The 23,641-nt window shown below is 36.9% G+C and carries 26 protein-coding genes and 1 tRNA gene; 14 read left to right on the top strand and 13 right to left on the bottom strand.

All coding sequences use genetic code 11. The annotated features are described in order from the left end of the window. The first annotated feature begins 220 nt into the window (after window positions 1-220). From V3Z67_RS15700 to V3Z67_RS15660, 9 genes are read left to right on the top strand one after another with little or no spacing between them, the layout of a single operon-like run. A complete protein-coding gene (locus tag V3Z67_RS15700; RefSeq protein ID WP_330444214.1) occupies window positions 221-820 on the top strand; it encodes a hypothetical protein in 600 nt (199 codons plus the stop codon). Window positions 821-834: 14 nt separating this feature from the next. Next, window positions 835-1,236, top strand: a complete 402-nt coding sequence (locus V3Z67_RS15695; RefSeq protein WP_330444213.1) for a hypothetical protein — start codon at window positions 835-837, stop codon at window positions 1,234-1,236. Next, window positions 1,236-2,393, top strand: a complete 1,158-nt coding sequence (locus tag V3Z67_RS15690) for a hypothetical protein (RefSeq protein ID WP_330444212.1) — start codon at window positions 1,236-1,238, stop codon at window positions 2,391-2,393. Before V3Z67_RS15695 ends, V3Z67_RS15690 begins: the two co-directional genes overlap by 1 nt. Beyond that, complete coding sequence (locus V3Z67_RS15685; RefSeq protein WP_330444211.1) at window positions 2,368-2,865, top strand: DUF6712 family protein; 498 nt, start codon at window positions 2,368-2,370, stop codon at window positions 2,863-2,865. The genes V3Z67_RS15690 and V3Z67_RS15685 overlap by 26 nt, the downstream gene beginning before the upstream one ends. 2 nt (window positions 2,866-2,867) lie before the next feature. Beyond that, entirely contained in the window at window positions 2,868-7,553 is a 4,686-nt protein-coding gene (locus V3Z67_RS15680; RefSeq protein ID WP_330444210.1) for a pyocin knob domain-containing protein, read from the top strand. A gap of 16 nt (window positions 7,554-7,569) precedes the next feature. Next, a complete protein-coding gene (locus V3Z67_RS15675; protein ID WP_330444209.1) occupies window positions 7,570-8,124 on the top strand; it encodes a phage holin family protein in 555 nt (184 codons plus the stop codon). Then, a complete protein-coding gene (locus tag V3Z67_RS15670; RefSeq protein ID WP_330444208.1) occupies window positions 8,111-8,485 on the top strand; it encodes a YcbK family protein in 375 nt (124 codons plus the stop codon). The genes V3Z67_RS15675 and V3Z67_RS15670 overlap by 14 nt, the downstream gene beginning before the upstream one ends. Next, window positions 8,479-8,913, top strand: a complete 435-nt coding sequence (locus V3Z67_RS15665; protein WP_330444207.1) for a DUF6549 family protein — start codon at window positions 8,479-8,481, stop codon at window positions 8,911-8,913. The genes V3Z67_RS15670 and V3Z67_RS15665 overlap by 7 nt, the downstream gene beginning before the upstream one ends. A gap of 47 nt (window positions 8,914-8,960) precedes the next feature. Then, window positions 8,961-9,119, top strand: a complete 159-nt coding sequence (locus V3Z67_RS15660) for a hypothetical protein (RefSeq protein WP_330444206.1) — start codon at window positions 8,961-8,963, stop codon at window positions 9,117-9,119. A gap of 7 nt (window positions 9,120-9,126) precedes the next feature. On the opposite strand, the gene V3Z67_RS15655 is transcribed toward V3Z67_RS15660, so the two are convergent. From V3Z67_RS15655 to V3Z67_RS15630, 6 genes are all read right to left on the bottom strand, one after another. After that, window positions 9,127-9,789, bottom strand: coding sequence for a hypothetical protein (locus V3Z67_RS15655; RefSeq protein ID WP_330444205.1), 663 nt, complete (start codon window positions 9,787-9,789; stop codon window positions 9,127-9,129). Window positions 9,790-9,832: 43 nt separating this feature from the next. Then, window positions 9,833-10,402: a hypothetical protein gene (locus V3Z67_RS15650; protein ID WP_330444204.1), complete on the bottom strand. Its 570-nt coding sequence runs from the start codon at window positions 10,400-10,402 to the stop codon at window positions 9,833-9,835. 204 nt (window positions 10,403-10,606) lie between these two features. Then, a complete protein-coding gene (locus V3Z67_RS15645) occupies window positions 10,607-11,140 on the bottom strand; it encodes a hypothetical protein (protein WP_330444203.1) in 534 nt (177 codons plus the stop codon). Window positions 11,141-11,150: 10 nt separating this feature from the next. Next, the gene (locus tag V3Z67_RS15640) at window positions 11,151-11,426 is read right to left on the bottom strand and encodes a hypothetical protein (protein WP_330444202.1); all 276 of its coding nucleotides are present in this window, start codon (window positions 11,424-11,426) and stop codon (window positions 11,151-11,153) included. A 170-nt stretch (window positions 11,427-11,596) separates the two neighbouring features. Next, on the bottom strand, window positions 11,597-12,127 hold the full coding sequence (locus V3Z67_RS15635; RefSeq protein ID WP_330444201.1) for a lipocalin family protein: 531 nt from the start codon (window positions 12,125-12,127) through the stop codon (window positions 11,597-11,599). A gap of 86 nt (window positions 12,128-12,213) precedes the next feature. After that, entirely contained in the window at window positions 12,214-12,684 is a 471-nt protein-coding gene (locus V3Z67_RS15630) for a lipocalin family protein (RefSeq protein WP_330444200.1), read from the bottom strand. Between the two features lie 209 nt (window positions 12,685-12,893). Here V3Z67_RS15630 and V3Z67_RS15625 point away from each other — a divergent pair, with 209 nt between their 5' ends. The 3 genes from V3Z67_RS15625 to V3Z67_RS15615 all read left to right on the top strand — a co-directional run bounded on the left by V3Z67_RS15625 (window position 12,894) and on the right by V3Z67_RS15615 (window position 15,585). Then, complete coding sequence (locus V3Z67_RS15625; protein ID WP_330444199.1) at window positions 12,894-13,826, top strand: hypothetical protein; 933 nt, start codon at window positions 12,894-12,896, stop codon at window positions 13,824-13,826. Between the two features lie 516 nt (window positions 13,827-14,342). Beyond that, window positions 14,343-15,221, top strand: a complete 879-nt coding sequence (locus V3Z67_RS15620) for a hypothetical protein (RefSeq protein ID WP_330444198.1) — start codon at window positions 14,343-14,345, stop codon at window positions 15,219-15,221. Between the two features lie 157 nt (window positions 15,222-15,378). After that, a complete protein-coding gene (locus tag V3Z67_RS15615; protein ID WP_330444197.1) occupies window positions 15,379-15,585 on the top strand; it encodes a hypothetical protein in 207 nt (68 codons plus the stop codon). Between the two features lie 131 nt (window positions 15,586-15,716). On the opposite strand, the gene V3Z67_RS15610 is transcribed toward V3Z67_RS15615, so the two are convergent. After that, complete coding sequence (locus tag V3Z67_RS15610; RefSeq protein ID WP_330444196.1) at window positions 15,717-16,214, bottom strand: hypothetical protein; 498 nt, start codon at window positions 16,212-16,214, stop codon at window positions 15,717-15,719. 99 nt (window positions 16,215-16,313) lie between these two features. Here V3Z67_RS15610 and V3Z67_RS15605 point away from each other — a divergent pair, with 99 nt between their 5' ends. Further along, window positions 16,314-16,835, top strand: coding sequence for a hypothetical protein (locus tag V3Z67_RS15605; RefSeq protein ID WP_330444195.1), 522 nt, complete (start codon window positions 16,314-16,316; stop codon window positions 16,833-16,835). Window positions 16,836-16,913: 78 nt separating this feature from the next. On the opposite strand, the gene V3Z67_RS15600 is transcribed toward V3Z67_RS15605, so the two are convergent. The 6 genes from V3Z67_RS15600 to V3Z67_RS15575 all read right to left on the bottom strand — a co-directional run bounded on the left by V3Z67_RS15600 (window position 16,914) and on the right by V3Z67_RS15575 (window position 21,860). Continuing rightward, window positions 16,914-17,657, bottom strand: coding sequence for a hypothetical protein (locus V3Z67_RS15600; RefSeq protein ID WP_330444194.1), 744 nt, complete (start codon window positions 17,655-17,657; stop codon window positions 16,914-16,916). A gap of 195 nt (window positions 17,658-17,852) precedes the next feature. Beyond that, entirely contained in the window at window positions 17,853-18,203 is a 351-nt protein-coding gene (locus tag V3Z67_RS15595; RefSeq protein WP_330444193.1) for a hypothetical protein, read from the bottom strand. A gap of 678 nt (window positions 18,204-18,881) precedes the next feature. Beyond that, window positions 18,882-18,957, bottom strand: a tRNA-His gene (locus tag V3Z67_RS15590). Window positions 18,958-19,031: 74 nt separating this feature from the next. Next, a complete protein-coding gene (bshB1, locus tag V3Z67_RS15585) occupies window positions 19,032-19,748 on the bottom strand; it encodes a bacillithiol biosynthesis deacetylase BshB1 (RefSeq protein WP_330444192.1) in 717 nt (238 codons plus the stop codon). 523 nt (window positions 19,749-20,271) lie between these two features. Further along, a complete protein-coding gene (locus V3Z67_RS15580; protein ID WP_330444191.1) occupies window positions 20,272-21,333 on the bottom strand; it encodes an isochorismate synthase in 1,062 nt (353 codons plus the stop codon). A 101-nt stretch (window positions 21,334-21,434) separates the two neighbouring features. After that, window positions 21,435-21,860, bottom strand: a complete 426-nt coding sequence (locus V3Z67_RS15575) for a PaaI family thioesterase (protein WP_157481075.1) — start codon at window positions 21,858-21,860, stop codon at window positions 21,435-21,437. Between the two features lie 204 nt (window positions 21,861-22,064). Between V3Z67_RS15575 and V3Z67_RS15570 the strand changes: the two genes are divergently transcribed. After that, window positions 22,065-23,621 (top strand): hypothetical protein, encoded by a 1,557-nt coding sequence (locus V3Z67_RS15570; RefSeq protein ID WP_330444190.1) that lies wholly within the window; start codon window positions 22,065-22,067, stop codon window positions 23,619-23,621. Window positions 23,622-23,641 lie beyond the last annotated feature (20 nt).

Below are 23,641 nucleotides of genomic sequence, written 5' to 3'. Positions count from 1 at the left end.
CTTCCCAAACCTCATAAGGAAGCCATTTTAATTTGAAACTTTAAACCTGAAACAACTAATTTAAAAAGCCTTTGCCGTCACAGCGCCCGCCCGGCATTCCTTACTACATTGTGTGAATTGTGCATTGCCTTTTATTTCTCTTTAGAGAAAGTCTATCATCTATTCTCTATCATCTTACATCTACAATAATTCAATCTTTAAATCTTAAAACAAAAAACATATGCCAATAGATTGTACATCAATTCTTACCGAAGAAATTAAATTTGACTGTGCCTATGCACCGGTAGCAGGTATCGAACAAAATGTGATACTTATCAATAAAGAACATATTGATTATGCCAATGTCGTGACAGATGAAAACAACAGGGTAAAAACAACTAATCTTCAGTTAAAACCGGGTACTACGGGTTACCTTTTAACCGGAGTAAAACAATCCAACGGAAAAGCGTGGGAACTGGTTAAAAAAGAAAACGCACCCGATAAGTTTAAACATACCTTTAGCGGTGTAATTTTTAACCCTACAGCAGAAAACAAACTACAGGCAGCAAACCTTTCAATGGGAGCCAAATATGTAGTGGTTATAGAGCAGGTATGGAAAGGCGAACTCAGTGAAGATGCCTTTGAGATACTTGGATTAACATCGGGCCTTGAACTGTCTACCATGACAAACAACTCTAAAGAGAACGACAACATGATTATGTTCGAATTAGCCTCTGTAGACGGCTATGAAGAAGTAACCATGCCACAAACACTTCTTGATGTTGACTATGCTGCTACTAAAACAGCATTTAATAACAAGTTCGCTCAGGCAGCAGGATAATGGATTTTACCCAAATGGATATCAGCACCATCGCCCGTTCAGTAACAGGTGATGGTGTGCGGTATCTCCGCCTTTTTCTGGAAGAGTATACCTCAATATTTAACGAAAGGGTAAACCCCTCCTGCCCTAAATGTTTAACCGCTTACTTAGAGAAGTACAAAAACTATTTTAAAAGCATGGAAAACACCACACCATACAGGCTGCATGCCAAATATGAAAACATTCCGCTGGAGTTTGGATCTCCCATACTGGTAAACAATGCCAATATCACTACAGAATATGCCAAAAAACTGCTGCAACATAAAAACGGCAAGCGCTATTTTGCCCATATTCCACAGGAAGTAATCCAAGAACCGACAGAAAAGCCAAAACCAAAGCGTAAACCAAGAAAAAACAACAACCAAAATAAAGTATAATGAGAACCCTGTTAATAGACGTATGGAAAAGGCTCACCCCGTGGAGTAAGTCGGCCGACGTATACGCCAACGATACTGATAATGCCTATCCTGAACGCATGGACAGGCTCATAAACAACAGTGTAACGGCAAAATCGGCAGCAGCCATAATGGTACAATACCTTATAGGTAAAGGCTACGGGGAGCAAAACGATACCATTATTGTAAACAAAAGCAAAAACACTAAACTTATTGATTTTGCCTGCGATGTGGCCGAAGCACTGGTAAAACAACGCGGGGTGTATATCCATATTAACTGGAATGCCCTGTATCAAATTGCCGATTTTAGCATTATTCCTTACGAATGGTGCAGACTGGGCAAAGCCGACAGTAACGATTATCACGGTAAAATTGCCGTATGCAAGGAATGGCTAAAACCTAAAAAAACCGACATCCAGCTTATAGATGTATACAACCCTGATAAAAGGGTTATTGATGCACAGGTTGAAAAAGCAGGTGGATGGGACAAATACAAAGGTCAGGTACTTTACATTAGTATGGATACCGGGCTTATTTATCCCCTTTCCCGTATTGACAGTGTAGCTAACGATTGTGATAGTGAGGCGCAGGCATCAGTATACAAAAACAGGCTGCTGCGCAAAGGCTTTTTCGGGAATACACTGGTAGTTACCCGTCCGCTTATCGGCGAAGGGCTCGAACCCGGCAGCAAAGCTCTTATAGAAGCCGAAAGCGAAAGGGAAAAGTTCCAACAGGCCATAAAAGACAGTCTGGGTGCCGAAAGTACAGGTGGGGTTTTATGCCTTGAAATGGATTTTGCCGGAGAAAAACTGGACGATGCAATACTGATAAAACAGATTGAAAGCAAAATAGACGACAAACTCTTTAATTATACCGAAACCAGTGTCCGCGAAAATATATTGGTTGCCTTTAACAACCTCCCTGCCGGACTTATAAAAACCAACGAAACTTCGTTGTTTGGCAATTCCGGCGAAGCCATAAGGGAAATGAAACGTACCTACTGGGAAAACACCACAAAAGAGCGTAATCTGCTAACTTCCATAATTAATCAACTACTACAAAAATCGCAGGACTATCCAAGCCTTAAAGTTGAACCTCAAAAACTGATAGATAATGCAGCTGTTAATAACACGAAGTGATATAGCCCAATACAGGCAGATATCCAAAACTCCAAATACCGATAAACTGAATGAAATGATACTGGATGCCCAAATTCAGGATATGGCACCGCTTTTAGGTGAAAAACTCTACAATAAGATAATTTCTGCTCCTCAGGAATACAACGAATTAATGGACGGTGGCACTTATGACCACAAAGGTGAAACCTATACCAATTACGGACTTAAAATGGTGCTCTCCTATTTTGCTTATGCCAGGCATATAATGTTCTCTTCGATTACAGATACACCTTACTCGGTAGTAGAAAAGCTTAACGACAGCAGCCGAACGGCAGATGCATCGGCAAAAAAAGCCATATATACCCTTAACAGGGACAATGCCTTTAAAATTTGGGAAAACGTAAAAAACTATTTGGTACGCACCTCTCATCCTGATTTTAACTGTAAAGGCAGCAGTACACCTCAACGACTACGATTTACTAAAATTGGATAACCATGATCATAATAAACAGTGTAAGCAACACCCTATTCTCTTTTAACGGAATAGAATATTTCAGGAACTACATATCGGTTGTTCGCGGTGAAAGGATAGAAATCTTTAACTGCTATGAGCGCGACGATGTTATGCTCCCTTTAACCCATTATAGTGAGGTTAGCCTTAACGGAATAACTTATAGCAATGCTTCCGATTTACAGTCGACACTACAAACTGTAGTCTATTCCAGAGCCACACTGGGCAGTGACGAAGTAGAAGTTGTAGAGCAAAACAATGTGGGCAAGATAATTTACCTTGACTATGTTAACGGCAGTGATTTACTAACTCAGGTATTAGGAGATATTAATTCACAAACCACACTTATTTCCGCTACAGATAACCCGGTATTTTTTACAGCATATAAGTCGGCTTCTACAGCTTCGGTTGCCCAAAAACTGCGTTTTCAGTTTATGGGAGGAAAAGGAACCTGGGGAGCTGGCGGAAGTGCTGTACTTCCCTCACATCTTTATCAGTTACCACCCGAATCGTTACTGCCGGAAGATATTACTGCAAACAGTAAATCTAATGTAATTTCTTTAGGACAGGTTACAAATGAAGCCGAGTTCTTAACCAAGGTAAACAGTGCAGTAAGAGATCTTACCGATACATCAAAATTACACTACTTCAGCTATTCGCTTGATAGTGTTTTGTACTTAAAACGTTTTACGGGTCAGCCAGGCGAGTATGACGGAACACAAACAGTACTTACTGAGACCGACTTTAATGATGCTACTAACAGTAATGTCCAACCTGGATTATATCTCCCTACCCTTAAGGATATTACTGCTGTTGATTCATTCACAGATTCCCCTATTACCATAACCGATAATAATACGGGAGACAATATAACCTTTTCAGGTAGTTCTATAAAACATACTTCGGCAAACGGTGACACTACCACCTTGGATTATCAGCCAAATACCGAAGACGTAACCTACAGTATACCGGCCAAAAGTACAAATGATGTATTTGCCATGCAAAGTGATGTTAACGGTATTACTATTGTTTCCAACCAATCGGCGAGCGAACTATACCTCAAAAATGTAGACGGAACCATACTGGCAACCATTAATCTGGGGTTCCTTAATAATGAAGGAACTACGTTTTTTTACAATGAAACCAGTGAAAAACTGGAGTTAAAAAATGACGATGATGAAGTACTTAGTGAAATACCTGTAAGTGCTTTTGTGGCTAACCTAATGCAATCGGTTAACTTTAACGGATCCATACCACAAACACTTGAATTTAAAGATGCCGAAGGAAATGTGGTGGATTCAGTATCTTTTTCTATTTCCAATATACAAGGGTTACAAGCATTATTAGACGCTAAAGTATCTTATGCCGATATGGACAGTGTTCCGACTTCAGGTAGTAATAATGCAGTAAAATCAGGCGGTATTTATGACATGATTAGGAAGTATGTAGTAAGTACTGAAACCGATTTAGACAATTATAATGAAGCGGGGTATTTTTTAACACCAAGCAGTGGAGTTCTTAATCTGCCCAATGGTTTTTCACAAACCAGATACACATTAACTGTTAATGCTGCTAATTTAAATTATGGTTCTCAAATTTTAGTGAGTTGTGGCGGAGATGGTGCTATAGCTATAAGAAGAAAAAGTAATACTTGGGGTGCATGGAGTGTTATCGCCCTTGATTCCAATGTTGTCAAAACAATAGGAGACCAAACATCTATTAATGGAACTAAAGGCTGGATAGCTCGCCAGATATATAACGGAGTAATAACTAAGCCTTTTCCAGACATAAGAAGACATAAGTATTTAGCTTCATACTCATCAAATGCAGCTGCTGTTTCGGGAGGTATAAGGGTAGCAATACCAATGGTAGTTTCATCGATGTGGACGATGAAGTTAAAGGTAATTGAATATTCGGCTGCATTTCCATCAAATTCTAATGCTGTTTCATACTTTGAAATATCGGGGTATGGTACCAATTTAGTGGCTAATAAATCTGTTTGGTGTTCTAATCCTAATAACTATACACAAGTTAGACATGGAAGGAATAATGCCGATAATAAGACCGTAATATTCATAGATAAATCAACTGCTTTTGCTTATCCAAAAGTAATAATAGAAAATATTGATTTTTATTATTCCGGATATGACGGAAACGATTATTATGATACAACTAAGTATGAATGCTACATAACTACTGATGAATCTGATTTTGTTCAAAATAGTATAATAACAAATAGTCAGTTTATTAGAGATTCCTTTTACTGGAATAAATCAGATTTTAATGTAGATAACTCCATTGGGGATGCGCAAGACCTAAATAATTACACAAAAACGGGTAACTATAGCCAAACATTGAATGCTCAGGCAGCTAGCGGAAGTAATTACCCAGAGCCAGTTTCGGGGATGTTAGAGGTTTACTCAAATAATGTTGTCTCTAGCGGAGGTGTTAGGGTATATCAAAAATATCATACTTATACAAATACGGTTTATATTAGGACAAATAACGCAGGAAAGTGGTTTGGTTGGGTTAAGGTTTGGGATAATGGTGATTTTTCTCAATTAAATATTGATAATTGGAATACTGCTTTCGGTTGGGGAGATTTTAGGCAATATGGTTTAGGTGCTACTGCTAAAATATCAAACAACTGGGATACAATTAATCAAACAGGTTTTTATTATAATGACTCGGCCTCTGCTACAGGAACACCGCTCAATGTAGCTAATATAAGTTTACAACATATTGAGCAAGCTGTAAGCGCCATACAAATAGCGTTTAGAAGTGGAGGGGATGGTATTTGGTTTCGTAGAAGGGTAACAACTGCCTGGAGTACTTGGGCTAATATTTGGACTAGTCAGGAGTTCACTCAATCAAATATTAATAACTGGAACAATGCGCTTTTAAAGTCTGGAGGAACAATGACTGGGGCTATAAAATATGGTAATTCTATATTAAATCAAACCTCTTTTATTGGTACCCAGATAGCAAACACTAATACTGGTTATTCAGCATGGATGCTACAAAACCTTGATTATGATTCCATAAACGATAAGTTTACTAAGCCAAGAGGCAGTTTAACTTCAAGAGCTTTAGCTATTGGTACGGGTGAAAAGGCTTTAAGATTTATGACTGCTCCAACTTCAACATCAAATGGTGATGATGCTGATTTAAATACTGTTTTTTCTGTTGATATTACGGGTAAAATAGAAACAGAAAACAATGGAAATTCTGAGCAATGGAATCAAGTTTATAGTGATAAAAACAACTACCTGAGAAATCAAGCCGATGGAACAGTTGGGAATTATTTAGGAGGTACGTCAATCACAAATCTAAATAATCTTATTACCGGTATGGTATGGACTTCCGGCTCTGTTTTAAATCTACCGTCAGCAGTTAGTTATCTTGTGTTTTCATTATCGGGGTCTAATGGTTATTCAGCTCAATTAGCAATGCGAAATACAAATTTCTTTTTTAGAGCTAATGAGAATGGAACATGGGGTTCATGGAAAAGAATATGGCATGCAGGTGATTTTTCTCAAACAAATATTGATAATTGGGATGCTTCATGGAATAATAAAAAAATTGATGCAATATATGTTAATGGAGGTGATGGCACTGATGCGAATATAGAATTTTCAGGTGCTGGTGGTCATAAATTTAGTTATGGATCTGGTACTTGGTTAGCAAATAGAGCTTGGAGTGCATATGGTGGTCTTATAACATTTAAACGAAATGATATTAATGCACATGGTTTACAATTTCAATATGATGTTGGTCATTTAAACCCAACTGGCGGTAGATTAGCCTTTAGGACTGCTGGTGACACAATTAAACCTTGGAAAACAATTTGGAATGATGGTGATTTTTCTCAATTAAATATTGATAACTGGAATACTGCTTTCGGACGGGGAGATTTTCGTCAGTTTGGTTTAGGAACAAATATTATTGTTTCTAGTGATTGGGACTCTATTAATCAATCAGGGTTTTACAAAAACGAAAATACATCAACTGTAGGCATACCGATAGCTGTATCAAGTATATCGATGATACACATGGAAGTGAATTCAAATGCTACGCAAATAGCATTTAGAAGTGGTGGTTCAGATTATTATATAAGAAGGCGTAATCTTGGTGTTTGGTCTGATTGGGATAAAATATGGACAAATCAGAACCTAACCACTGATAGTATAGCGCAATGGGATGAAGCTTATACTCATAGTGATTCGTCCGGTAACCCACATAATACACAAGTAGATGATATACCGGGGTTACAGGATGAGTTAAACTCGAAAGCCTCAGCTTCAGATGTTACAGCTATCAAAAGGCCTTATAGATCATACACCGCTATAGTAACTCAAACTGGGACTAATATTCCTATCCCTATGGTGGTTTTAGAAAATGATTTAGGTTTTGAACCTCAATGGAGTTATGCAACTGTAGGTGTTTACAATATAAATCAAGAGAATGGCTTTGACAGGAATAAAACTTGGGTAAATATACAGGTTGGACTTCCGAGAGCTTTAGGTGATATAAATGAATTCAGGGCTTTAGTTGATGCTTCAAATGATTTAGTTCAAATTTCAACAAGTAAGTATAATGCAACTTCAGGCGCTGTTTTGACCGACGGGCTTTTGAATAGGGCCTTTATAGAAATTAGAGTTTATGATTAATAATAAAATTAGAACTATGGAAATCAATCTATTTAACCATTATATGTATAAATTGTACTACCCTTTTAAATTTTGTTTCAGTAATGTAACCGCTTTTTTGTTTACGCTCCCTGCTGTAACTGTTGTCGCCTTATCTACCTCTCAGAAATCTGGACTCTTTTTGGGGATTCTTTTTGTTATAGATTTTGCAACTGGCATTGGTGCTAGTTGGGTAGAATTTAAAAAAGCAGCCCCGTTAGTTTCTGCATCAGGGAAGAGATATCTTATTCAGTCCAGTAAACTCCGACTTAGTGTTGTGAAGTTTGTTTTTTATGGATTATGGATTTTGGTATGGTGGTGTGTTGAAAATATTTTTGTCATTAAACAAATTCCTTCAGGTCACATATCTACTGAAAATCTAACTCTCACTACTTACGCAATTGCAATTCTATGCATTATTGAAATTTACTCAATATTTTTTGAAAATGTTAAGTGTATGGGGTTTGATATTATTCAGAAAATAAAAATAATTTCTCGCTCCGGATGGGGGCTTTATAAAACCATAAAAAACAGCGAAGATGAAACTAACTGAAAACTTTTCCCTTGATGAATTCAACTGTAAAGACGGCACAACTGTACCTGAAAAATACTACCCAAATGTTCTTAAAGTTGCCAAAAACCTCGAAGTACTTCGCGAATACCTACAACACCCTATTATTATCTCTGGGAGCGGATATCGCACAAAAAAACACAATACTGAAGTTGGCGGAGCGCCTAAAAGTCAGCATTTAACAGCATCTGCAGCCGATATTTCAATACACGGACTTTCTCCTATGAAAATTGCCGAAGCTATTGAAACTCTTATTGAAGAAGGAAAAATGCAGCAGGGAGGTATGGGTGTTTATCCAACTTTTGTCCATTATGATATTCGCGGAACTAAGGCTCGATGGTAAAAAATATAGTTCCTTATGCCTTAAGTATTTTATTACTCGTATTACTTACTGTTCAGTGTAATCATAACAGCAGGAATAAAAGTAATTACCTAAGTAATCTGGATGCGCTTACCGATACGGTTAACTATTATAAAAATAAAGCGGGTACACAAACGGCTACCATCAAAACACTTCGGTTAAAAAATAATGAACTCAAAGACTATATTATTAATAAGGACGAAGAGTTAAAAGCAATTACAGGCGAGTTCAGTTCGCTGCAATCTGTAGTAAAATATACAACATTAACCAAATTCGATACTATTTATATCCCTCTGGAAAAACCTATTATTACCGAAAAAAGATTTGAAGTGAGCGGAGAAAAAAAAACAAATGGTTTAGCCTTAATTACACCATTACAAACGACAGCCTTACTATATCCCCTCTCCTAACCTACACCGATGCCAGTATTGTAACCGGAATAAAACGCAGATGGTTTTTGGGAAAAGAAACCATTACTACCGATGTTACTTTTACAAACCCTAATATAACGGTTACCAATTTAAAATCGGTTACGGTTACAGTAAACAACCCCTGGTATAAAAAATGGTATGTATGGTTAGCTGCCGGAGTAACAGGAGGTTTAATGCTAAAATAATTTCCGGTTACTTTTTTAAGTATCTGGTATCAAAAAGGGTACGCATTTTAAGAGTGCTTTCAGAATAGTTATCAGAGACGTTAAGTACCTCATCCTTATCACTTGCTATAATATAAAAACGGTTTTCGTCTAAAACACCAAAGCCGTTTTTTAACCTGCACTTATGCTGTGCTACATAAAAAGCTACAGCTTTACTATGCCTTAATTCCTCAAGCTTATCATTTTGATCCAGCCTTACTTTTATTCTTTTGTTACAGCTTTTAAGTGATTCCTTATACGACTTTAAAAGGAGTTCATTGGTAATACCGGTATCACTATTTTCCAGTTTGTTTATTTCAAGGTTATCCTTATCAATTTCTTCCCTGTATTTTAAAATATCATTTTCATTAATAAGCAGGGTCATTTCGGCAAATTCCCCCACCGTTATCGTATCCTGAATAATTGTAAGCATTGGCTGATAACCCGATGAGTTTGTTATACTGTGACTTATATAATGGCTAATATTCTCTTCGAGCTTTTCCTCGTGGGTTTTCTCACAGGAAATACTGAAAAACGCAGATAGCAAAATATATAATGCACAACGTGTCATAAACAGGTAAAAGGTGTATGGATGGAATTTCAAAAGTACATCCTTTTTATATCTAAAAAAAACAAAACCATGCTTTTGCATGGTTTTTTCTGTTTATATAGTGGTATGTAAAAATTTTATCTGCTTAAAAAGTATAGCCAATTTTCAGTCCGCCACGCGGAGTCCATTCATCTACATATTTGTTATCAATATCACCTTTACCCTTTACCTCAATTTTCCACATAATACCAATAAAAGGATCTATAGAGAAATCTCCGAATGTCATTTTAAAACCAACTTCGGGGCTAAAGAATGAGAAGTAACTATACGTACCGTCAAACTTACCGAACATTAAATCTTCATCAAACTTTATATTTCCGTAAGAAAGGTAGTTACCTGTATAAAGCCCTTCGAGTTTAGTCCCTTTGTTGTAATATTTTCGTCCGCCTATTTCAATGGCAAATCCCTGTCCGTCTACATCAAAAAGACCAACATCATAATTCATAATTCCATAAGAGATATTCACAATCTGGGTGTTTTTGTATCCCCATTTAAGACCTTCAAACTCAAATGAAAGTCCTAATTGCGATGGTTCTGAATACATACCCCTGGCACTAATTGTAGTGATTTTGTTGTTCTTTTTGTCGCTGTTGTTATCCTGCGCAAAAATGATTGAAGAAGCCATAATGGCTGCAATAGTAAAAAACTTTTTCATGATGATTTGGTTTTAAGATTGATAATTGTTTATTGATTTAACACAACATTTCCCAAAATGATGCCAAAAATAAAAAACTATAAAAACAAAACCATAAAACACTAATAAACAAGCAAATACTAATTACAGTACAGAATTTTAAATAATTAGATAATATAAAAAATCATTTGGCTGGTTAGTTTGACACAGAACTATATTATATTCTTAATCAATCTTATTACGTTTCAATTTCCGCTTAAACTGCTTAAGCTTTTTGTCTGTAAGAAAAAATGTTTTAATAATAGGTTCCTTTGAATCAGGAACTCCATATTTATTTACAAGTTCTATATATAAAAGATATTGTTTTTTAGGCAGCATTGCTCTTAACTGCTCTTCCTGTTTAACCATTAATCTCATTAATTCGAGCTCATTTTGTTTTGACTGATCATTAATCCAAATATCGTAAGCCTTGTAAAGAGGTTCATATTCGGCTTTAAAAAGACCTCCAAGTATCTCTCTGTAAAGAGAAAAATGTTGAAACTGCTCATTATTGAAAGTAGATGTTTTAATAATAGCATACGCAGTAGACTCATTATCTGTAATATCAGGATAGTCTTGTTTAAAAGATCTGGCTCGAGAAATCATAAATGAAACTCTACCTGTAGTTGTAGTTTCTTCTCCTGTTAAACAGTACATGCTTTGTGAAAAAGCATAATTTGTAAATACTAGTAAAAATAGTAGTAAGGTGTGTTTTTTCATGTTAAATAATTTAATTCACTTTTCCGTAATCGTCAACGCACTTTTTAGCATACTCTTTTGCTATGGCATTAATACGGCGTTGCGCCTCTTTGTCTTCGGCTAAATTGTTTTTATGGGTAAATATTTCCACTACCCTTTCAAACTCGGTTTGGATAAGGCCAAAAAAGTCCTCCAGCTTCCCCGCACTGTGGTAATGGGTTTTATATTGCATAGACAGTTCGCCTATTGCATCTTCACAGGCACAATGAAACCTGCTTTCAAGCTCGTTATAATCAGGAGCACTCATAAGTTTGTTATTTGGTCGGGTTAAAGATAATTATTTTACTCCTTTTATTGCGCTAAAAAAAGGCTCTGCACATATGTACAGAGCCTTTTAAGGTCTATTGAGTTGGTTATTATACTTGTTATTGCGCGCAATCTTAGTTTTTGCGCTGTTTTTAGTTGGGTGCAGGGAACCTAGTCCTCTACAATTGGATCTTCCTCTACAGGTTCTTCTTCTACAGGAATTTGCTTTTCAACCTGAACATCAAAGTTTTCAAGCATACCACTGTTACCTATGCCAAATCTCCATTCAAGTATAAAGCTTTCTTCTTCTTCGGTTTCAGGATCATCTTCCTGAATAACTACCATGTGGGCTTTTTCCTGAATATCTTCTTCTTCTTCATTAGCAAAGTAAAGCGTTAGCACATTACCTGTTTTGGTATACGTACCCGAGTTGTACGGTAGATCTTCGCCACAGTTGTGTACTACGGTAAACGTATTGTCTTCAAAAAAGGTAAACAATACATCCTGTTCGGTTGGAGTTTCAAGTTCACATCCTAAAGGGAATTCTTCCCCCTGGTATGATACTCCAATCGCTTTCCATTCTCCCAGTATGCTACCCGTGTAGGGGTTATGCAAACCGTTGTCTACTGTCTCCACGTAATCGTCTGAAGTACAGGCTGCAAAAGCGAGTGCCACAAACAATACGGCAACAATTTTTCTCATAGTTTTTAATTTTTACAGATACAGTCGCTAATCTATAAGAATGGTGTTAAACTATGTATTAACAATTTCTTAAAATTTGGATAATTTTATATTTTTTGTACTTCAAGCCTATATCCGCCAAGCATTCCCTGATTACCTATACCGAAAAAACGAAACGCAATAAAGTCAATATTTCCGCCTGCTTCATCAGTATGAACCATATGAGCTGTTTCCTGTAGCTCTCCGTTATTCATAACCAGTGTAAGCACATGCCCGTTAGTGGTATACGTACCTTCACTAAATAATATATCCTCATCACAGTTATGCTGTATGGTAAAAGTGTTGTTTTCAAAAAAAGTAAAAAGCACATCCTGTTCGGGTTGTTGCGGTAGGTCACAGCCTACTTCAACATGGTCTCCGTCATATTCATATACAGCAACAGTTTTCCATGCACCGGCTATCTCTCCCGAAAAAAATTGTTGTACACTATCTTGTGGAGAAGGATCTCCGCAATCGGACGAACACCCTATTGCAACTGCTGTTATACAGCATGCTGCTAGCAGTTTAAGTGAGTTCATAAATTAGTTTTGATTAATTGTTTGTTAGGTAAAGTTAAAGTTTAAAACTTTAAAAAAATCTTAAATAAGCTATCAAAATTATGCAGAATGGTTACAAAATTGCGGGAAACCCGTAAAACCACCTGTTTTTTTAAAACACGTAAATACTCCCTTATTCAAATGAGAAGCAATGATTTATTTTGAATATTCTGCACCTTAAATAAAACTAAATGAATAATGTAAAGCTAAAAATTGCGAATACACCCTACTATAATAACGATAACCTGATACTGGAAGAAACCGAAACCGAGATTAACATTAGTCTGAAAAGTGGTGCAAATACTGTAACATTAACTCCTGTTGAAGCAGGACGTATTACTGGGATGCCTACCCCAATGATGGCATCATTAACATTTTGGTACAGTTTTGACCCCAGTACCAATACCATAACACTGTGCGGAAGTGATTATACCAGTACCGACAGTACCTACATTACCCTAAGCCCAAAAGATACACAACAGTACCTTAACGTATATGCATATGGAGATCATAAAAGCGAAAAGCATACTAGTTTTGCTAACGATTCTCTGCTTAAAGAACTACTTAAACAAACTGCTGTAAAAGCTAACGAACTTATAATCAACACTGCTAAAAAGCAGTATAATGTAATTGTGCGCAGCCCACAGCCGGGACTACCTAATATTATAATGGAAGATTTAAGGGCGGTATACCGCAACGGGGTATTTTTAGAACTTCATGATCCTGAAAACGAATATGAAACAGACGACAAAATATTTTCGGCATCTGCTGTTTTTGGCGGACTGATAACTTTACGCCCGGATGCTAATTTTGCCAATATTACCAATGCAGCAACCGACCCAAAAATAAGCGGTTACCCCTGGATGCAGCTATGGAATCACTACTATGGTGAAGCAAATGTTTGTGCTTCAAAACATTATAATTATGGCGAAGGCACCTTTAACTGCAGCAGTACCATTATAGGCGGACATGTTATTTTAGGCAAACAACCGGGCGTTGTACCCCAAGGTAGCAACACCGTGTTTATTATACCTATTTGCCAAAGGCATAACAAAAACAACGACGTGTACATGTCGCCTGTTATGTATAATGAAGGTATTGTACTTCACAGCCATTATAATTAGATAGGAAAATCTTACGTAAAAACACCTGCTCATAAAAAACACGTAATAACACGCTGTTTCACGTTATACCGCTTAATTATATTTGTATTGATTATGGGCATATAATGAGAGGTTCATAATAAATGTGTATTCTAGCTTATTAAAAACCCCTTGTTTGGTCGTAAGGGGTTTTTATTTTTATTCCCTATTAATACTTTTTGTTGTTTAATAATAGATTTAATCAGTAGGTTTTAAAAGTCCTTAGCAATGCTAAGGACTTTTTTGTTATCTGTAAGATTGTACTCAGGTAATAGTACGGGTTTTTAAAAAACAGGTGTTATCACGCAATTTCAAACCAAAAGGCAGACGTAACTTTGAAAAACATTAAGCAACTACAATTCAATGCATTAAAAATATTACACGTGTATTCCCCCAAATGCATGCTTTGAAAATGGAACCTAACCATTTTAAAAAACAGGGGCGGAATCTGAAAAGCCAAAAGAGTAAGAAACTATAACCAACTAAAAAATTAATATCATGGCATGTAGAACTCCATCTGTAGAGCGAGTAGCAGACAAATCTGTTAATGCACAAAAGCAACTCGACAAACTAACCGAATCGGTTAAAGCACAAAGAGATACTCTTTTAGATGAATTTGACGGTAAAGTAGGCGAAAATCTTAAAAGAGCCCGTATTAGTGACGGTACACTTTTAGGTTCTAACGACTATATAAAAGTAGAATACAGCTACGAATTTAGCCTGGATAAAATTGCCAGTGTAATTAAAGATACACTAAAGGCAATTGCAGCTAACAAAGATTCAAAAAGCTTACAGGATGCTTTTAGCGATGAGGCTGTAGAGTCGTACACTGATTTGGTTAATTCGGTATCCGAAGCTGCAAAATCAAAATCAACAGCTGCTGCCAGTATTTCATTCTCTATGAACAGGCTGGCTCCGGGTGTATTTGCTTTCCTTTCGGCTACATCGGCCAGTTTACTGGAAGAAGAAACCTTTGGAAGCGAATCAATCACATCAACAGTTATTTTCTATCAGCTTATTTATAGTATAGACGATTTAAAAAACCAACAGAGTTTTGATGAGGCTGCTATAGACATCCAAAACCTGATGCATATGAAACGTGTACAGGCAGCCCTTACTGATAGCCTTGCAGACGGATCTATAACTATTGATGACTGGATGGCAAGGGATGAAAAACTTAATGCTGCTGTAGAGCGATTAAGAGCCCGACTTGACTCCAGAGGATTTGCCGACAGAACTCAGGTGGCTTCAAGAGGTATGAGCGAAAACCAACGAATTGTTACAGCGGCCCTTGAAAGACTTAACAAAATGGGCGAAGTATACTTCCCTGCGGTATCTATACTGGAAAGCCGCTTAGAATTAAGCTACTTTAATTAGTATATTTATGTGTTTAGAAAAAAGCCCCTTAGAACATCTAAGGGGCTTTTTGATTAACAAATGCAAGTACTGAAATACAATATTATTTTTCTATCCTGTTTGTAAACAGGAACGACGATAATTTATTTAGTTTAAGCAAATTAATAAACTTTGCTAAATGTTAAAATACCCAACATTAGGTATTTCAACACCTGCTATTGATTTATACCTTGCAATTTACGTTTATTACAGGTTTACCCTACAGGTATTTTTACCTGTTTTTATAAAACAAGTAGTATTTCGCAAGGTTAAAACAATAGAAATCAGTACCTTTGAATTAGGTTATAATCCCTCACAAGAGTGTAACCACACACGTACCGACTAAAGCTTATTAAGGATGATTTTGACACTAGCTTTTTTAATAAGCAAAACCTAATTAGTAAATATACGTGTACACATAAAAACCCCTTATAATGGACTAAGGGGTTTTTTCTGTTTTATAAGGGTTGTATGTTTTTACCAGGCTTTACCTTCGGGCATTTTGTCAAATATATAACTAAAGTACAGATTGTAGTAGCTGAGCGAGCGATCGTACCTGTTATTGTCACGCATTTCGCCGTCTTTTAATACGTAATTATTAATGGGGTATATTATTATACCATCGGCAGGATCATAACATTCCAGTTTAAAAATAGTTACCTTATACCTGCCCTCCTTAAACTCAATCATACCGGTGCATATTCCGCCCTGAGAAAGAAACGACGGATCGGGCAGGTTCCTGTAGCCGAAACGTTTTAAATCGTCGGGCGTGTAGGAAATACAAAAGTCAAGTACGTCGTAATTAAAGTCTACATACTGGCATTTACCCGTGAGTTTTATCTGTTTCATCATCTCCTCGGGGGTTACCGTTCCCGGAAACACTTTTTCCCAAACCAGGTTACTTTTTATGATGCTAAAATTATGCTGACCAAAACCCAGCAACGGAAACAATAGTAGTAACAGTAGTTTTTTCATACAGGTGCTTTTTAATTGGTTTTCAGGGAATACCAATCAAATAGTTTGCCAAGGGAAGAAAAATAATTACATTTATCTTTTAATTTAAAATCACATCTTATGACATTAAATGAACTAATTGAATTATTTATCACATCAGACAAATCTGATTGGAATCAAATCTCAACTTGGGGATATGGAAGCGGTCCCTCTTATAAAAATCAATTTGAGTTTTCAGAAATCAATAACAATGAGGAGAATGTTTTAACTCACAAAGAACACTCTAATGTTGCTTCTTTTAAAAAGAATTTATCAATTACAATTGCATGGGGATTAAAAAGTGGTGATGAAGATTCCGTGATAGATAGACCTTGGGCCACTAATAATCCTAATCCAAGCCCAGGTATACCAAAATATTTAGATTTCTTTTACAACAATGCTTTAGTTTTAAGAGTAAGCTATTGTGTAATAGACGGAGGAAGATGTCAACTGCCTTTTCCTGATTATGATATGGAACAGAATATAACTGTCCCTAGGAAATATTATGAGGTAATAAAAAAGCTTAACCAACTTACCAATACTAGTTTTTTTGATTCATATTTCACTAGTTCAGGTATAACAATTAATGAAGAAGAATGGTAAAATAATGAAGCTCCCCTTAGTGTAAGCTAAGGGGGTTATTTATTTTAGGTTAAATAATAATATATTCAAATTATTTGTTTAACCATGATTAACATCATCCGTATTAACTGAATCTTTATCAATATTATTTTCACTTCTAAGTTCATTTAATATTTGATGCAATACATACCTATCATTAAATGAATTACGTTTATTAAATTGCATAGGTATTAGTTTTTTTATTTGGTCTCTATACATTTCATTTCTAGTTTGTCCTTGTAAAATATTTCTTGTATTAATTAAGATTTCATCTAAGATTTCTTCAGTATTTCTCTTTACCAACTGCCTTTGATCTTCTGATATATGACGGTCAATTATCATTTTAATTTTTTCTTCAAGATTAGGGTAAAGTGCATCAAATACTGTTCTCAAATTTGTTTCATCAACTTTATTTTCCAATTGACTATTAATACTTTTCAATAGCTTAAACATATCTTCTTTTTCAAATTCAGTAGTTTGAAAAATATTAAGAGGGCTTTTGATATTCGATTTTTCTGTACCAAAAACAATCGTAGCCACACGGGCTTTATCTAATTTACTAGCCAAAGCTCCTGCTTCAAAAAGTATCCAAGGTTTTTCCATATTTTCAGGCGTAATGCAAATTATTCCAAATTTACATTCATGAAGATGTTTGAGTATATCTGAAAGCCAAGCACTTCCCTTATCAATATCATCAGGTGTATAAAAAGGAATTACGGCTTGTAAAACAGTAGGAATCCATGTTCTTAATTCACTAGCAATTTGTTTACTAGCTTCTCCTGACCAACTGATAAATAATTTCATTGTAAAGCGTGTTAAAATTAATAATCACGAATCTACAACTTTTATAAATAAGTGATCTTATTTCATATAGTAGTTTTTTATAATAACAATTCTAATCAAAAACAAAACCCCTTAGCACTCACTAAGGGGTTTTGTTTATTTTTAAATTTTTAGATATTTCGGCTACAATGTTTTTCACTCAATATGACAGAGAAATTAATTCCCGAAAAATTCAATTTTCATAGTACCTCCGGCAACCGAAGCTACTTTTGCATATACTTTATCTTTTTTTACCCTCTTGTAAAGGTCTTTATCGTTTATTACAGCAAGCTGATCTTGTTTTGAGGTGTCCTGCTTGGCATATACCACTATGGTTGTACCATCGGGCTGAGGTACCATTTCAAGCTTATCAGCATAACGTAACCCAAATTTCTCTACAAGCTCCTGTAGGTTTGCACTGTATTCCGGTTTATTACCTGGTTTTATATAGCTTGAATTTCTTTTGCTCCACTCGCGGGAGATGAAGTAAATTACAAGAGCCGCTCCCATTACTACAAAAAGTTCCATAATTATAAATTTTCCCAAATGTAAAAATTAAGGGAATACAACAAAGAAAAAAGTACTGGATTTTGAGTTTACACTATACAGCCTAACCTATTTACTTACTCTGACGCTACCACTCCTACTGTCATTGCGAGCGTAATGCAATGAAGCGTGGCAATCTCATTACAGATTGCTTCGTATCTCTTAATGAAATAGCATTTTGTCATTCTGACGACAGGAGAAATCTCTTTTAAAATTTAAAATTCACCATTTTAGAATAATAGTTGTCCTTTTGTCTTGACACAAAAGAACCAAAAAGTCAGGCTAAGACTCCTTAAGCTAAAAATTATGGCTCTCGGCTAAACCATCCGAACTCGGCTATCGCCTCAAACAGCGGATGCTTATTCACGCCTCGTTTATAATTTTCTTTACGCTACAGAGCCTAATGCCGTTTGCTCACTCCTGCTGTCATTTCGATATGGAATGAAAATGGAGGGAGAAGTCTAAATATAAAGAGATTTCTCCACAAGGTCGAAATGGAAATGAGATTCTTCCTATCATCAGAATGACATACAGGAACCTTTAATAAATTGCTTCATACCTCGAAATGACAATAGTGTTTTATTTAGGCTTTTTATCCATACAGATAAAATAGGCTTTAAAACAAAAAACCCTTAGATTTCTCTAAGGGTTTCTATTTAGGGGTGAATGATGGGTCTCGAACCCACGACCTTCGGAACCACAATCCGACGCTCTAACCAACTGAGCTACAATCACCATCTGTTTTGCGAGTGCAAATATAGTATAGCTCTACGTTTCCTGCAAATAAATATACAAAAAAATTGCACTTTTTTACACTAAATCACTTAAGCTGTTGACAGCCACATACCTTTCAACCGTAAAGCCTTCGGCATATTCACTATTTATTAGCCTTCCTAAGTCCTGCGCGCGGTATAAAATGCTTTCTTTAAAGTTTTTTGTCGCGATTGGTGTAACAGGTTCGTCGCTGTTTGGATCATAAAATTGCGACTTATATGCCATAAGCGAAGCCACTTTTGTATCCATAAATCCGGTGACATCCACAACGAAATCAGGTGTAAGGTTTTTCCATTGTATGTAGTGGTATACCAGTTTAGGCCTGTAAGCCTGCTGAGGTTCTCCGTTTAGTTCGGTCTCTATTTTGCGAAGTCCCGAAAGGAAACAGGCATCACTAACCAGTTTACTCCCTTTACCGTGGTCTATATGGCGGTCGTCTACCGCGTTGCAAATCACGATTTCGGGCTGGTACTTACGAATCATTTTGATAACCTCAAGCTGATGTTTTTCATCGTTTGTAAAAAATCCGTCACGAAAACGCAGGTTCTCCCTTACGGAAACACCCAAAATTTTAGCCGCTTCGGCAGCCTCTTCATCACGAATTTCGGCAGTACCTCGTGTGCCCAGTTCGCCACGGGTTAAATCAACAATACCAACGGTTTTACCAAGGGAAATTTCTTTTGCTATGGTTGCCCCACAGCTTAGCTCCACATCATCCGGATGGGCGCCAAATACAAGTATATCGAGTTTCATTATTATTTTTTTGAGTGCTGTAAAGATACGGACTTTGGTTTATATAAAGGGATTATTAGAGTATTCAGTCGCAGTAAGCGGTAGATTGCTTCGTGCCTAGCAATGGCGTAGCGCTTTGTCATTTCGATACGAAATGAAATGGAGTGAGAAATCTAAACTATATACTAAAAGATTTCTCCTTTCGTCGAAAGGAACTGTACTCATTAGCATATTGCTTCGTAACTAGCAAGAACAATAATAACTCTGTCCTTTTGTCTTGACACAAAAGAACTAAAAAGTCAAGGCTAAGACTCCTTTAGCTAAAAATTATGTCACTCGGCTAAACCATCCGAACTCGGCTATAGCCTCAAACAGCGGATGCTTTTTTACGCCTCATTTATAATTTTCTTACGCTACGGAGCCTAATGCCGTTTGCTTACTCTATTGTTGTCATTCTGATTGAAGCGATCGCGGAAAGAAGAATCTAATCTAGATACAAAGAGATTCTTCCTATCGTCAGAATGACAAATCAACTGAATACTAATCAAAGTACCCTTCGCATGGTCATACTCTTGTTAACTGTTTCTATAAATTCCTTTTCGGGGTTACTGTCTTTGGTAATACCACAGCCTATAAACAACTGAGCCACATTGCCGTTTACCTTCATGCATCTCAGGTTTACAAACAAATCGGTTTGAGCAGGTTTACCTGTTGCAAAATCACGGTTTAACTCCCCCAGAAAACCCGAATAGTATTCGCGGTCATACCTTTCGTTATCCAGTATAAACTGTTTAGCTTCGGTTTTAGGCAGTCCGCATACGGCAGGTGTTGGGTGGAGGGTTTGCAGTACTTCCTTTAAAAGGGAAGCTTCCTTAAGCTCTGCCGAAATATCGGTTTTAATATGTACTATATTACCCGCCCTAAAGGTGTATGGCTGTGTGGTAGTAATCTGATTAGTGTAATCCTTTAGTTCGTTTAAAATAAAGTCGGTCACAAACTGTTGTTCCTCCTTCTCCTTATTTTCCCAAACAGCCTCTTCCCCTTCTTTATACAGTTGGGTTCCGGCTAGGGCTACGGTATGTATGGTATGGTTTTGTGCTTTAAGCAACTGCTCGGGCGTTGCCCCCATCCACAGTCCGCTTGCAGGGTGAAAAAACATATATTTAAATGCATTGGGATAAGCATACAGCAGGTTTTGATATACCTTAGTTATATCGGTTAACGATAGTTGTGCCATCTCACTACGCGATGCCACCAGTTTACCAAACGCCCCTGTTTTTATAGCACTCACGCATCGGGTAACCAAATCTTCAAAGCCCGACTTAGCCTCGGGGCTTATTGCCACAGGCTGAGGTTCGGCCGGAGCAAAACCATTTGCCTCTATCCTTACCGTTATCACATCGCTTTCGTGCATTGGGATAAACAGGTATTTATTGCCCTCAAACGGAGCGAATACAAAGCCCTGCTGAGTAAAATCGGTTAGGTAATACTCCTCAATATTGGTTTGGAAAATTCCGGTTACGGTATCACTGCCCGGCTTGCTGTATACTGCAAACGGACGCTGTTCCTGCAATTGGTTTTGTATTTTTAAAAGTAAATCGGTCATTATTTATATGTATTCATGGATTTGATTATTTGACACACCTACCCCCTTTCAAGACGGGAACTCATACCTGCATTCAAATAAACAAATAGCCTATTAACAAATTATCGTTTTCTAGGCAAAATCATATTGGTAATCTTGCAAAGCGAAATAAGGCGCCCCTGCTCATCGGTTATTTTTACTTCCCAAAGGTGCAGGCTCCTTCCCTGATGTACAATTCTTGCTGTACCGGTCACCACTCCGTCGCGCTTGGCACGCACATGGTTGGCACTAATTTCTATACCTCTTGCCTCCTGCACTTCGGGATTAACAAACAGTAATGATGCTGCACTACCCACGCTTTCGGCAAGAGCTACCGTGGCTCCGCCATGCAGTAGTCCCATTGGCTGGTGTACGCTTGGGTTAACCGGCATTTTGGCTTCCAGAAAGCCTTCGCCTGCATCGGTATACACTATATTAAGGGTTTCCATTAAGGTATTTTTCGCAAAATCGTTGCACATTTTCAGTGCCTTTTCTTTATCAAATGCCATGTATAGTAATTTAAAGGGTAAAGTTACGAAAAGCCCTTTACAGTTATATAAAAGACATGAGATAATAGACTGAAGAATGTTTTAAGTACTGATTTTAAATTTTGTGCGGATTATCCATAAACTAAATGATAATTTTTTCCGTTTACCATACAGCCACTTTTTTACTTTTTAAATTAATGCTACATTTACCAAAAATTGTTATTTATGCGCTATAGCTTACTATTGTTTTTCTTTGGTGTATTTGTGCTTACGTTTACCTCTTGTCGTGATGATTTTGAGTTTGAGCCAAGCCAGGGCGGACTGGAGTTTTCCAGAGATACTGTGTATCTTGATACCGTATTTACCAATATTGGGTCCAGTACCTATACATTAAAAGTATACAACCGTGGCGATAAAGACATTAGTATACCTACCCTAACCCTTGGAGAGGGAGAGGATTCTAAATACCGACTAATGGTAGACGGTGTACCGGGGCGCGTATTTAACAACGTAGAGCTTATGGCTCACGACAGTATGTTTGTTTTTGTGGAAACTACCATAAACTATGACGAGTTTGTTAATACCGAAAATACTTTTTTATATACTGATCAAATAGAGTTTCACAGTACACAAATGGCTCCGCAAAAAGTAGAGCTGGTTACACTGGTGCAGGATGCTGTCTTTTTATACCCTCAGCGTAATGATGAGGGCATGTATGAAAGCATCCCCGTTAGTGAGACCGATGACACCCAGATTTATGGTTTTAACCTTAATGAACAGGAAAACGGCAACGAACTGATTTGGACCGATGCTAAGCCTTATGTAGTATATGGCTATGCAGCCGTACCTAACGGAAAAACACTTAACATTAGGAAAGGTGCACATATACATTTTCATGAAAACTCAGGACTTATAGTACGTGATAATGCCCGCCTTAATATTGGTAGTATTAACGACCCTGCAACACAGGAAAATACTGTAATTATTGAAGGAGATCGCCTTGAGCCTGATTTTGCCGATATACCGGGACAATGGGGAGCACTTTGGCTACAGGAAGGCTCTACAACAAATATTTGTAATGTAATCATTAAAAGCGCAACCGTAGGTATACTTGCCGAAGGTAACAACGGAACAGCCATATCGCTAAGACTTCGCAATACACAAATATACAACTCTACTAATGTGGGGCTGCTTTCACGCAACTCTACCATATATGGAGAAAATGTGGTTATAAACTCTGCCGGGCAGGCCGCTTTTGCCGGTACACTGGGCGGTATATACCAGTTTAGACACTGTACCTTTGCCAACTACTTTAATAGCTTTAATCAGGTACCTGTACTTTTAAGCGATTATTTAGAAACAGAAGATGCCATATTAGTAAACAACTTTAATGCAAGCTTTGAAAACTGTATAATGTATGGTTCATCAAACTTCGGTATATTGTTTGACCGTGTAGGCGATTTACCTTTTGAATACACCTTCACTAATTGCTTTATTAAATTTATAGATAATATTAATAGATTTACAAACGACCCTATGTACAATTTTGGTAATCAGTCGTTATTTACAGGCTGTACCATAGCGCAAAACAGTACTACTTACAAGCCGTTTTTTGAAGATCCTAATAATAATAAACTCAACATTAGTGACGAGTCGGCGGCTAATGCGTTAGGAAAACCTTCGGTAGCAGCTATAGTACCTAATGACATAGTACAAACCCAAAGAAACCTTAACGTACCCGATGCTGGAGCCTACGAAAGTGCGGCTTTCGAAGAAGATTAACATATATTTACAATAAATCA

The organism is Flavobacterium sp. C4GT6 (genome assembly GCF_036347315.1).
GTDB lineage: Bacteria > Bacteroidota > Bacteroidia > Flavobacteriales > Flavobacteriaceae > Flavobacterium.
This window is presented reverse-complemented; position numbering and strand designations above follow the sequence as displayed.